The sequence below is a fragment of the Streptomyces sp. NPDC057137 genome, from assembly GCF_042670825.1.
GTDB lineage: Bacteria > Actinomycetota > Actinomycetes > Streptomycetales > Streptomycetaceae > Streptomyces.
In genome coordinates, this window is record NZ_JBHUUW010000050.1 from 49,636 (window position 1) to 60,716 (window position 11,081).

Here is an 11,081-nt window from a genome sequence, read left to right on the forward strand (position 1 = left end):
TCCTCAGCCGCCCGTGCCCGTGCCCGTGCCGCAGTACTCGGCGTCCACCACCGGCCCCATGCCTGCCGCGTTCCAGTCCCCGTTGAGGTTGAGGGCGAGCGAGTGGCCGCCGTCCTCGGTCGTCACCGCGAAGGAGAGCGAGCCGATCCAGCCGCCGCTGTGGCCCCAGACCTCGGCCCCGCAGCTCGCCGTGAGCCGTTCGATGCCAAGGCCGTAGTCGGAGTCGAAGACGGTGGTCTTCATGGCCTTCAACTGCTCCGGAGCCAGCAGTTCGCCGCGCATGAGTGCGCCGAAGAACCGGTTCAGGTCTCCCGCGCTGGAGATCATGTCGCCCTCCGCCCAGGTCTGGGAGGCGTTCTGGTGGGTGACGTCGTAGGTCTTGGCCCCGGGCGCGGTCTCGCCCAGTGTCGAGTATGCCCGGCCGCTCGGCTTCGGCATCAGCGAGCTGTTGCCGGGCAGGACGGTGGCGCGTAGCCGGAGCGGTTCGAAGATCCGGGTGCGTACCTCGTGTTCGTACGTGTTCCCCGTGACCCGCTCCATGATCAGCGCGGCCAGCACGTAGTTGGTGTTGGAGTACGCGTGGTCGGTCCCCGGCGCGAAGGTCGGCGCGTGGGCCGTCGCGGCGTCCACCGCCTCCTGTGGAGACCGCGTCTTGTAGCGGTTCTTGAGGAAGCCGAGGAGATACTTCTTCTCGTACGCCGGGTCGTTGATGAAGTCGTACACGCCGCTGGTGTGGTTGAGCAGCTGCCGTACGGTGATCTGCCGGCCGTCGTAGCCGTTGCCCTGTACGACTCCGGGGAGCCAGGTCTCCACCGTGTCGTCGAGGTCGAGCCGTCCCTCCGACTCCAGTTGGAGCATGACGGTCGCCACGAACGTCTTGGTGATGCTGGCGATACGGAACCGGTCGTCGGCGCCGCGCGGCGCGCCGGTTCTGAGGTCGCCGACACCCGCCGCGCCCTTCCAGACGCTGTTCCCGACGCGCGCCTGGCTCGCCACTCCGGGTATGCCGCCCCGTACGACGTCGTCCAGCGCCCGCCGGGTCTCCTCGTGCCCGGTGCGGCTCGGTGCCGCCTCGGCGGCGGGCGCCGTGAACGCGGTGACGGCCAGCGCCGCCACCGCGAGCCCCGCCACACCCGTACGCGCTGGCCTGTGCCGTCGTATTGCCATGTCAGCTCCTCATAAGCCGGGGTCCGCAGTCGCGGGAGGAGACACGAACAGGGAGGCGGGGGTTGAGGGCGCTCACGGTTCTCAGGGTGCGTTCGGGGTTCGACCAGGGCGCGGTCGGGGCGCGCCTCAGGGTTCGCGCAGTCGCGTCAGCTGCCGCGCCGAAGCCTCCCAGGACCCGGCCGGCGCCGCCCCTGTGTCCACCGACCGCGCCCACACCACCAGCACTACGGGCAGCGCCAGATAGCCGAACCGCCCGGCGGGCGCCAGCAGGAACGCTATGGCGAGGCCGAGCGCCAGCCGGTCCGCGGCCCGCACGGCGTCCCGTGGCGGCCGCAGGACGAGCGAGACGCCGACGCCGATCGCGCCGCACACGAGCAGCGTCACCGCCGCCGCCCACCCCATGGCGCCCTGCTCCGCGAGCAGCCGGCCGGGCAGCGGGCTGGCCGCCGGGGTCGCCAACTCGCCCCGCCCGGTGGGGAAGGCGAGCACCTGCTGGACCATCGGACCGGGTGAGAGCAGCGCGCACGGCAGGACGAGCAGGGCCGTACCGGCAACCGCCGTACCCGCGCAGCGCAGAGCCGGCCGCGCGCCCCACACGCAGCCGAGCAGCGCGACGACGACCGGAATCGCGGGCCAGGCCGTCCACTTGAGCGAGCACGCGGCGGCGAGCACCAGCCCGGCCGCCACCGGCCGCCCGCGTACGGCGAAGGCGACGGCCAGCACGCACAGCCCGGCCAGCGGCAGGTCGACTCCGCTGACACACAGGGGCAGTGCCACGACCGGCGAGGCGATCAGCGCGGCCGTCGCGGTACCGAACCGCTCGTCCTCACCGCGCACCTGGGCCCCGTCCCCGGGCCGCCGTACGACTCCCCGGCTCGCCACCAGGCACGCCAGGAACACCGCCGCGCACCACACCCGCGCGTCGCCGAAGTACCGTGCCACCCAGCCGTGTTCACCGAGCAGCGCGCGGGGGATTCCCAGGAGCGCCATCCCCGGCAGATACGGCGTGTACTCCTCGACCCGCCGGGGCGCGTCCAGATACGGGGTCCCCCGCTCGTACAGCAGCCGGCCGGACCGCTCGATGACGTCGACCTCCGACTGCGCCTGGCCGGTGAGAACCAGGAGCAGCAGCGGCAGTACGACCGCGCCCGCCAGGGCCACCGTCACCGAGACCCGCACGGCGCGCGGGCGCGGCAGCAGCCGTGCGGCGACGGCGGCGCCCGCGTATCCGACGGCCGCGCAGACGCCCCACACGCGGTGCGTCCCCAGCTCGGAGACGAGGGGGAAGGCCGCCGCCCACACGGCGGCGAGCAGCCATCCCACGGGCCACCACCAGGGGGCCGCCGACCTGCTGTTGTCGCGTTCGACTCGCCAAGTAATCACCTCGACATTGCAGCCGCCGGGGCCTGTCGGGGTCAGCACGGTCAGGTCGAGACTTGGTGGTCGGGTTTCCCCTACCGAGCGGGCGCGAGCAGACCCGACCGGGACCGAGTGCGGCCGGTGGACCGTCTCGGTCCACCCTCACGTACCGCTCAATCCCCCATCACGTCGCGGACGTTGGCCCGTACGACGTCCTGGTCGCGCCGCACCGCCTCGTACTGCGCCCGGTGGCTCACGATGTCGGCGGACTGTGCCCGCGCCTCGCCGGCCCACCACACCCCGACCGTGTTGTGCTCGCGCGCGCACTCGATGTCGGCGACGGCCGTGTCCCGTTCCCGTTGCGTACGGCGGGTGTTGCCGTCGTCGCCCCGGTGCCACGCGTCGTCGCGGAAGGCCTCCTCGCGGCCCTTGTACCGCTTGAAGCCCTTGTCCTCGACGCACGTCGCCCAGGTGCGCAGCGCCTCACTCACGTCGGGGTCCTTCCGCGCCTTCTTGGCCAGCGCCTGGGTCCGGCGCGACGTGTAGGTGTACATCCGGGTCGTGTCCTCGACCCCTTCGTTGAGCCGGGCGGACGCCTGACCGAAACAGCCGCCCTCGGGGACCTTGCGGCCCTTGACGACGAGGTCCGTGGCGCGGTCGGCGTTGTAGAGCACCTGATACTCCGCCTCGGTCACCGTGGGGCCCTTCTTCCCTTCCCCGCCGGGCAGCTTCGGGTCCCACCCGTAACCCCAACGCCGCGCCTCGTCGAGGTCGAGTTCGCCGAACGGGGTCGCCATCGCCACCGCCACCAGCGTGGCGAAGGACGCCTGTCTGTCGACCGAGACGGGTCCGGTGGGGTCGAGGATGAAGCCGGTGAAGCCGAAGCCGGCCATGCAGCGCTCCGCCCCGCGCACCTGGGCCTGGGTCGTGCGCTCGGTCTCGTCGGCGCTGAACTCGTAGCGGGCCAGCGGCAGTTCCGGGATGTCCCACTCCTTCTCGACCTTCGGCACACGACTGCCGTCGGTGTACGCGGAGGTGTCGGGCGCCTCGTCGGCGGCGGAACCGCTGCCGGAGCCGGAGCCGGAGCCGGACGAACAGCCGGCCAGAGCGGCGAGGGCCGTGAGAGCCGCGGCCCCGGCGAGGAGAGGGGCCGCCCTCACTCCCCTGAGTCCGTCGCTCCGTCGGCCTCGGCCACCGCCGTGATCTCCACCAACTGGCCGGTGTAGCCGAGGCACGCGACCCCGAGCAGCGTGGAGGTGTGCGGCCCCGTGGTGAGACCCGAGGCATGGACCACGTCCCAGACCCGGCTCAGGTCACCCGGGTCCGACGACACCACGTACACGTCGGTGGAGATCACCCGGCCCAGATCGCTGCCGACGGCGTGCAGCGCGGTCTCCAGGTTCGCGAGGACCTGCTCGGTCTGCGCGGCGAAGTCACCCGGTCCGACGAGCGTGCCGTCCTTGTCGAGCGGTACGGATCCGGCCATGAACGCCAGGCGACTGCCGCTCTCGACCACGGCCGCGTGCGCGTAGCCGGGCGGCGGGAAGAGGCTGGGGACGGTTGTGCGCCGCGCCATGAGGTCGCTCCTTGCCAGAGATGGATCGATCGGTCACGGGGTGACGCCCGAAAGCCGCTCAAAGCCCTCGCGGTCACACCCGCGTGCCATTGTCTGCGCGGCGGGCCCGCACGTCACCGGAGTTTCCGCCGTCCGCCGCAACGTCTGCCGGACCGTCCGCCGTGGCATCCCCCGGACCGCGCGCCCCGCCTCGTACCACCGCCACCGCGATCAGCGCGACGGCGAGCCCGGCGGCCGTCTGCGGGCCGAAGGGTTCACCGAACATGACCGCGCCCCATACGGCCGTGACCGGCGCCATCAGGAACATCAGGGTGTTCACCCGCAGCATCCCGGAGCGGCGCAGAACCAGCCAGTACAGGCCGTATCCACCGAACGTCGCCAGCAGCACGAGCCAGCCGACCGCGAGCCAGAAGGACGTCTCGGCGGGCGGCACCGCCGCGCCCGCGGCGACGGCGAGGACGGTGAAGACGACGGCGCTCGTGCCGCAGTGGATCGTCATCGCCACGGACGGCGCGACCGCCTTGCGGGTACGGCCCTCCAGGAACGTGGCGGCGACCAGCGACAGCATGCCGAGGAACGGCACCGCGTACGCCCACAGCGCCACGCCCCGCACCGCCGCCGCGTCCGCCGACGTCACAACGAGCACTCCCGTCACGCCGAGGCACAGGCCCAGCCACTGGCGCCGGGAGACGTACTGCCGCAGCAGCGGTCCGGCCAGCGCGCCCGCGACGAGCGGCTGCGTGCCGTCGATCAGGGCGGTCGTGCCGCTGGAGACGCCGAGCTGGATCGCGTAGTAGACCGTGAGGAGGTAGCCGCTCTGCGACAGCGCGCCGATCACGCACTGCCGCAGCAGATCGCGCGCCGTCAGCCCGCGCCAGGCCGCGCGGGCGCGGACGACGGCGACCGCCCCGAGGACCAGGGCCAGGGGCAGGAAGCGCCACATCAGGATCGTGACGGCGTCGGCGCTGCCGGCGCCGAGCTTGGCGCCGATGAAGCCCGAGCTCCAGCAGATGACGAACGCGACGGAGAGAAGGAGGTTCACGGCAGGACACCACCCGTGGCGCAACCGTCCTTGACAGAGGAGACAGGTATACCGATCTGTTTACTCATGCGCCCCACTATACAGATCGGTATACTTGCCACCATGAGCGTGAACAAGACCGCGAACAAGAGCGTGAGCGGCGCCCGCCGCCCCCCGCGCCGGATCGTCATGACCCCCGGCGCGCGCCGCGCCCTGGACGCCGCGTCGCGGCTCTTCTACGAACACGGCATCAACGCCGTCGGCGTCGACCGCATCGCCGCCGAGGCCGGGGTCACCAAGAAGACGCTGTACGACCGGTTCGGCTCGAAGGAGCAGATCGTCGTCGAGTATCTGGCCGGCCGCGACGAACGCTGGCGCGCCCTCCTCGACGAGCGGCTGGCAGCCGCGCCCCCGTCGCCCGCCGAGCACGTGCTCGCGGTCTTCGACGCCTCGCGCGCCTGGGCGGAGGCGAACGGCTCACGGGGTTGCAGCATGGTCAACGCCCACGCCGAGATCGACGATCCGGAGCATCCGGCGTACGCCCTGATCACCGACCAGAAGGCGTGGATGCTGCAGCTGTTCACCAGCCTCGCGCGGGAGGTCCTGGCGCCGGGCGAGGCGACCCCGTCCGAGACGGCCGACCGCCTCGCCCGCACGCTCATGCTCCTTCACGAGGGCGCGCTCGTCGCCCACGGTCTGGGCATCTTCCCCGACGCCCTCGGGCTCGCGCGCGATCAGGCGCGGGTCGTGCTCGGGGCGTACGCGTGACGGTCGATGGCATGGCCGTCGGGCTCACGACGGTCGACTGAGCGGCCCCGTCGCCCCGGCAGCGTCCACGCCCGGTCCCCCAGCAGCGCGAGCGCCGCCGGCAGCAGTACGCCCCGTACGACCGTCGCGTCGATGAGGATCGCCACCGCCATCCCCGTACCGAGCATCTTGTACTCGATCGAGGACAGCGTCGTGAAGACCGAGAAGACCCCGACCATGATGGCGGCGGCGCTGGTCACGACCCCCGCGCTGGCGGCGATGCCGCCGACGATCGCCTCGCGGGTGGAGTCGGGACCGCCCGGCGAACCGGTCCACCGTTCGCGGATCCGGCTGAGGATGAAGATGTGGTAGTCCATGCTCAGCCCGAACAGAATGATGAACATGAACAGCGGCAGCCAACTCACCACGCCCCCATAGGCGTTGAAGTCGAGCAGCGACTCCAGTCGGCCTCCCTGGAAGACGGCGACGAGCACCCCGTACGCCGCCCCGATCGACAGCAGGTTCAGCGCGATCGACACGAGCGGCAGGGCGAGCGAGCGGAAGGCGACGACCAGCAGGACGAAGGCCAGGACGAGGACGAAGGCGAAGACCAGCGGCGTCCGCGCGTTCACCTGACGGGTGAAGTCGTACGGCATGGCGGTCCGGCCCGCGACCGCGACCTCCGCCCCCTTCACCGCCCCCACCGTCGCGGGCACCGCCCGCTCCCGCAGGAATTCCAGGGCGCGCATCGACTCCGGATCCGTACCGGCCCCCGCCAGCGGCACTCGTACCACCAGCATGTCGCCGACCGGCACCGTCGTGATCGGCTCGCGCAGCGCCCCGTCGCTCCGCGCGGCCTGCTCGTGCAGCGCCTCGGCCGCCGCCCGCGCCTCGGGGCCGTTGTCCGACACCACGACGCGCGCGGGCGTGGTCACCCCGGGGAACACCCGCTGCATCCGGGCGCCCGCGTCGGCCGCCGCCGATACACCGCGCGGCAGGCTCTGGATCTGCGTGGCGTCCTGGAGGTGCAGCCCGAGCGCCGGCAGCGCCATGGCGGCGAGGAGGAGCGCCGCCAGACCGCCGGTGAGCAGCGGACGGCGTACGACCTTGCCCGCCACGGCCGTCCAGATCCGCGACCGGCCCGCGGCCGTACGCCGCCGTCCCAGCCACGGGATCCTGCCCAGATCGACACGGTCCCCCAGCGCGGCCACGAGCGCGGGCAACGCCGTCACCGAACCGAGCACCGCGAGACCGACCACCAGGACGGTGCCGAGCGTGAGCCCCTTGAACACGTCGACACCCGTGAACAGCAGCCCGGTCATGCACACCATCACGGTCAGACCGGACACCACGACCGCGTGGCCCGAGGTGCGCGACGCGATCCGCAGCGCTTCCTGGACCGACCGCCCGGCCGCTCGCTCCTCGCGGATACGGCGCAGATAGAACAGCGAGTAGTCGATGCCCACCGCCATGCCGATGAGCAGCACGATCGCGGAGGCGGCGCTGTTGAACGGCACCCACCGGCCGAGCGTGTCCAGCAGCCCGAACGCGGCGGCGACGGCGGTCGCCGACAGCAGCAGCGGGATCCCGGCCGCGACGAGCGAGCCGAAGACGACGAGCAGGATGACGACGGTGAGCGGCAGCGAGGTGGTCTCGGCGCGCTTCATGTCGTCCTTGATGCCGTCGTCGACGGCCGAGGAGAGGCTGGAGTCGCCGGCCTGGTCGATACGCGCCTCGGGGTGCTGCCGTACCACCTTCTGGACGGCGTCGAAGGCGGTCCGCTTGTGGGCGGCGAACTCGGCGTCGGGACCGGCGATTTCGAACGTGACGAGGTCGGCCGTGCCGTCATCGGAGACCCAGCGCCCACCGTCCGCGCCTAGCGGCGACCCGACGTCCTTCGCCGCGTGGGGCACGGCGCGCAACGCCGCGACCAGGTCCCTCGTGGCGGCGCGGCGGGTCGCGGGGGCCTCGCCCTCCCTTGCCCGGATCATCACGTTCTCGCGTATGGAGTCCCCGGCGTTCTGCGCGGAGATCATCCGCTGACCCCGGCCCGCCTCGCCGGGGTCGGTCGATCTGACCTGTTCCCCGGGGAACAGGGAGGAGGACATGACGGCGACGACGACCAGGAGCAGCCACGCGGCGATGGCCGCCGTGCGGTTTCTGGCGGACCAGCCGGCGACGGACTCGACCAGTCCGGGGCGGTCGGCCGGTCCGGGGCGGTCGGCCGGTCCGGGGCGGTCGGCCGGTTCGGCGCGTTCGCCGGGTCCGGCGGGTTCTGACTTGATTCGGCGCAGCATGAGCTGCTCTCCTTCACTCGGAGGGTCGTATCCGTGGAGCTCGCCGTTCGGCGAGTGGAGCGTCCTTCTGTGCCCGGGCCGTCGAGTTGCCGCTCGGCGGCCCGGGGTTGTGTCCTGCTCGTTGGCCGGGCTATTCGACGTCCTTGAGGATCCGTTCCAGCGATCCGGTACGGCTCTGCAGATCGGTGAGCTGCCTGCCCAGGTCGGCGAGCTGCTTCTCCGTACGCTGCTGGCCCTCCACCGCCTGGGCGGCGAGCTGGCGGTACTCGTTCTCGTCGGCCCTGACCTCCCTGGTCCGGCGGCCCACGGTGAAGTGCCACAGGGTCAGCGTCACCACGATCAGCAGGATCGCGAACAGCCCTATCGCTCCGATGACTTCCTGCCACGCCTGTTCGTCGTCCATCAGACGGCCCCCTTCTCTTCTCTCTCGTCCCTCTGGTTGCTCTGATTGCCCTGCGTGCTCTGATTGCTCAGCGTCTGTACGGCGGTGACGATGTCCTGCGGCGTCAGAACGACCGCGAACGCGTTCACCTCGTAGAACTTCATGGCTTTCCCGTCGTCCGACAGCTCCAGCCGCGAGGTCACCAGACCGGCGGCTTCGAGCTTCTTGAGATGGACCTGGAGCAACGCCCTGCTGATGTCCAGCTCCCTGGCCAGCCGGCTGACGTAGTTACGTCCCCCGGCGAGTGCCGCGACGACGCGCAGCCGGTGGGGGTTGGACAGCGTCGCCAGTACGCGAACCAGTTCGTCGCCCGTGGGCACGGGTGGGCTCATCGCGACCTCCTGCACATGCAAAGAAAAGTTAGCAGGTGCCTACGTGAATTACTAACCCCATGTTCGAAGGGCATGTTCGAAGGGATTCGAAGGGAGGGAGAAGCGCGGGTCGGCCGGCGCTCGGATCGGACGTTCAGGCCGCGGGCGCGTGCAGCAGCGGGCTCTTGTTGCGCATCAGCCACTGGCGGTACACGACGGCCTGCAACGCCGCCTCGCGGTAGGCCGCCTCCAGGTCCGCGTACACCTCGGCGCCCCCGGGGCCGTCCCCGTCACCGCCCGCGTCCGCGCTCGCGACAGCGCCCGGACCCGCGGCGCCCGGACCCGCGGTGCCAGGACCCGCGATGCCCGCGCCCTCGTACGCCCCCGGCCGCGAGAACAGCAGCAGCCGCACCGCCAACGGGTCGTCCCGCAGCGGCCGTACGACCATGTCCTCGCGCGGCACCGAGGTCGGCTGGCAGGGCGCTATCGCCTCGCCGACCGCGATCAGCGACGAGGCGGTCAGGTAATCCCCGTGCAGGACGGGCGGGTTGAGCCCGGCCTCGCCCAGTACGCGCCGCAGACCGTCCCATTCACCGTCCACGGTCGGGTCGATCATCCACCGGTCGGCCGCCAGGTCGGCCAGCTCGACGATCTGACTGCCGGCCGCCGGGTGGTCCCGGGCCAGCGAGATGAACTGCGGTTCCCGCTCGACCAGTACGCGCCGGTCGAGCCCCGGCGGCACCCGCAGCGGACAGCCCTCCACCTCGTGCACGAACGCCACATCGAGCCCGCCCCCGGACACCTGGCGCAGCAGCGCGTTCGCCGAGACGTCCATCTGGAGCGAGATGTCGGTGCCCGGCAGCCGCTCGCGCAGTCTGCGCAGCCAGCCCGCCAGGGCGCGGCTCGCCGTGGAGCCGATGCGCAGCCGGGGCCCGGCGGACCGGTCGGCCGCCGCTCTCGCCTCGCTGACGAGTACGGCCATCCCGGCGACCAGCGGACGCGCGCGGCTGAGCACGGAGTGGCCGAGCAACGTGGGCCGGCAGCCGGTGCGTTCACGGGAGAACAGCTCGGCGCCGAGCGAGTTCTCGATCCGCCGCAGCTGCGTCGTCAGGGACGGCTGGCTCATCCCGAGCTGCCGGGCCGCTTTGTGCAGACTTCCCGCGTCGGCTATGGCGCACAGCGCGCGTAGATGCCTGACCTCCAGCTCCATGTACCGAAGAGTAGGCCTGCTGTTTGCGTCACGCCAGGGACCCAAAACGCAGTAATTGGCTTTCATTCGAAGAAAATTGGGCGAGCCGACGCCTGGGTGATGCTCTGGTGCTATCGCCCTTCGGCATCATCCGCTGCGGCCGTGTGAGGCACGACACTCATCCCACCGAACCCGTTCGTAGGACGAGTAGGAGCCCCCCACATGAGATACCCCAAGACGGCACTTTCCGCGATCGCCGGACTCTCGCTGGCCTTCGCGACCGCCCTCACCGCCACCCCGGCCGCCGCCGCTGACCCCACCAGCGCCGCGCCGACCACCACCTCGTACGCCCAGTACGAGGGCTCGTCGGAAGACTCCGCCGCGACCAAGGCCTTCTACGAGGCCGTCATGAAGTCGGTCGCCGAGAAGCGTGCCGCGAACCCGGGCGCCCTCGCCGTCACCGTCGTGTACGACGCCTCCGGCGCCCCGTCGTTCGCCGGCGAGATAGCCAGCAGCACCCAGATCTGGAACAGCTCCGTCGCCAACGTGCAGCTCCAGCAGGGCGGCAACGCGGACTTCACCTACGAAGAGGGCAACGACCCGCGTGGCTCGTACGCGAGCACCGACGGGCACGGCCGCGGCTACATCTTCCTGGACTACGCGCAGAACCAGCAGTACGACTCCCTCCGCGTGACCGCCCACGAGACCGGGCACGTGCTCGGCCTGCCGGACAACTACACGGCTCCCTGCAGCAAGCTGATGTCGGGCGGCGGCCCCGGCCCGTCCTGCACCAACTCGCAGCCGGACCAGGCCGAGCGCAACCAGGTCAACAGCCTCTGGGCGAACGGCTTCGCGGCCGCGCTGGCCAAGGCTTCCTGATCCGTCGCTGATCCGCCGTCGACCGGCAGATCGGACCCCCCACCGGATCAGGCACCGACCGGGCGTGCCGGTACTCGCTGTCGAGTACCGGCA

11 protein-coding genes are annotated in these 11,081 nt (G+C 71.5%); 2 read left to right on the forward strand and 9 right to left on the reverse strand.

Annotated features, from left to right (window positions below; genetic code table 11):
- Nucleotides 1-3: 3 nt before the first annotated feature.
- From ACFT9I_RS29870 to ACFT9I_RS29890, 5 genes are all read right to left on the reverse strand, one after another.
- On the reverse strand, nt 4-1,167 hold the full coding sequence (locus tag ACFT9I_RS29870) for a serine hydrolase domain-containing protein (RefSeq protein WP_382569327.1): 1,164 nt from the start codon (nt 1,165-1,167) through the stop codon (nt 4-6).
- Between the two features lie 126 nt (nt 1,168-1,293).
- Nucleotides 1,294-2,550 carry a glycosyltransferase 87 family protein gene (locus ACFT9I_RS29875; protein WP_382569329.1) on the reverse strand — a complete coding sequence of 419 codons (1,257 nt, stop codon included), beginning with the start codon at nt 2,548-2,550 and terminating at the stop codon, nt 1,294-1,296.
- Nucleotides 2,551-2,699: 149 nt separating this feature from the next.
- Nucleotides 2,700-3,686, reverse strand: a complete 987-nt coding sequence (locus ACFT9I_RS29880; RefSeq protein WP_382569331.1) for a hypothetical protein — start codon at nt 3,684-3,686, stop codon at nt 2,700-2,702.
- A complete protein-coding gene (locus tag ACFT9I_RS29885) occupies nt 3,683-4,102 on the reverse strand; it encodes a RidA family protein (RefSeq protein WP_382569333.1) in 420 nt (139 codons plus the stop codon). The genes ACFT9I_RS29880 and ACFT9I_RS29885 overlap by 4 nt, the downstream gene beginning before the upstream one ends.
- A 73-nt stretch (nt 4,103-4,175) precedes the next feature.
- A complete protein-coding gene (locus tag ACFT9I_RS29890; protein WP_382569335.1) occupies nt 4,176-5,144 on the reverse strand; it encodes a DMT family transporter in 969 nt (322 codons plus the stop codon).
- A gap of 168 nt (nt 5,145-5,312) precedes the next feature.
- Between ACFT9I_RS29890 and ACFT9I_RS29895 the strand changes: the two genes are divergently transcribed.
- Nucleotides 5,313-5,891, forward strand: coding sequence for a TetR/AcrR family transcriptional regulator (locus tag ACFT9I_RS29895; protein ID WP_382569347.1), 579 nt, complete (start codon nt 5,313-5,315; stop codon nt 5,889-5,891).
- Here the strand turns inward: ACFT9I_RS29895 and ACFT9I_RS29900 are convergent.
- From ACFT9I_RS29900 to ACFT9I_RS29915, 4 genes are all read right to left on the reverse strand, one after another.
- Nucleotides 5,858-8,167, reverse strand: coding sequence for an MMPL family transporter (locus ACFT9I_RS29900; protein ID WP_382569337.1), 2,310 nt, complete (start codon nt 8,165-8,167; stop codon nt 5,858-5,860). The genes ACFT9I_RS29895 and ACFT9I_RS29900 overlap by 34 nt on opposite strands.
- Nucleotides 8,168-8,297: 130 nt before the next feature.
- Nucleotides 8,298-8,570 carry a hypothetical protein gene (locus tag ACFT9I_RS29905; RefSeq protein ID WP_382569339.1) on the reverse strand — a complete coding sequence of 91 codons (273 nt, stop codon included), beginning with the start codon at nt 8,568-8,570 and terminating at the stop codon, nt 8,298-8,300.
- Nucleotides 8,570-8,941, reverse strand: a complete 372-nt coding sequence (locus tag ACFT9I_RS29910; RefSeq protein WP_382569341.1) for an ArsR/SmtB family transcription factor — start codon at nt 8,939-8,941, stop codon at nt 8,570-8,572. Before ACFT9I_RS29910 ends, ACFT9I_RS29905 begins: the two co-directional genes overlap by 1 nt.
- Nucleotides 8,942-9,074: 133 nt before the next feature.
- A complete protein-coding gene (locus ACFT9I_RS29915; protein ID WP_382569343.1) occupies nt 9,075-10,130 on the reverse strand; it encodes a LysR substrate-binding domain-containing protein in 1,056 nt (351 codons plus the stop codon).
- A gap of 201 nt (nt 10,131-10,331) precedes the next feature.
- Between ACFT9I_RS29915 and snpA the strand changes: the two genes are divergently transcribed.
- A complete protein-coding gene (gene snpA, locus ACFT9I_RS29920; RefSeq protein WP_382569345.1) occupies nt 10,332-10,988 on the forward strand; it encodes a snapalysin in 657 nt (218 codons plus the stop codon).
- Nucleotides 10,989-11,081 lie beyond the last annotated feature (93 nt).

Coding starts and splice junctions, on each gene's coding strand:
- ACFT9I_RS29870 (WP_382569327.1), bottom strand. CDS start 1,167: ATGGCAATACGACGGCACAGGCCAGCGCGTACGGGTGTGGCGGGGCTC.
- ACFT9I_RS29885 (WP_382569333.1), bottom strand. CDS start 4,102: ATGGCGCGGCGCACAACCGTCCCCAGCCTCTTCCCGCCGCCCGGCTAC.
- ACFT9I_RS29895 (WP_382569347.1), top strand. CDS start 5,313: ATGACCCCCGGCGCGCGCCGCGCCCTGGACGCCGCGTCGCGGCTCTTC.
- ACFT9I_RS29900 (WP_382569337.1), bottom strand. CDS start 8,167: ATGCTGCGCCGAATCAAGTCAGAACCCGCCGGACCCGGCGAACGCGCC.
- ACFT9I_RS29905 (WP_382569339.1), bottom strand. CDS start 8,570: ATGGACGACGAACAGGCGTGGCAGGAAGTCATCGGAGCGATAGGGCTG.
- ACFT9I_RS29910 (WP_382569341.1), bottom strand. CDS start 8,941: ATGAGCCCACCCGTGCCCACGGGCGACGAACTGGTTCGCGTACTGGCG.
- ACFT9I_RS29915 (WP_382569343.1), bottom strand. CDS start 10,130: ATGGAGCTGGAGGTCAGGCATCTACGCGCGCTGTGCGCCATAGCCGAC.
- snpA (WP_382569345.1), top strand. CDS start 10,332: ATGAGATACCCCAAGACGGCACTTTCCGCGATCGCCGGACTCTCGCTG.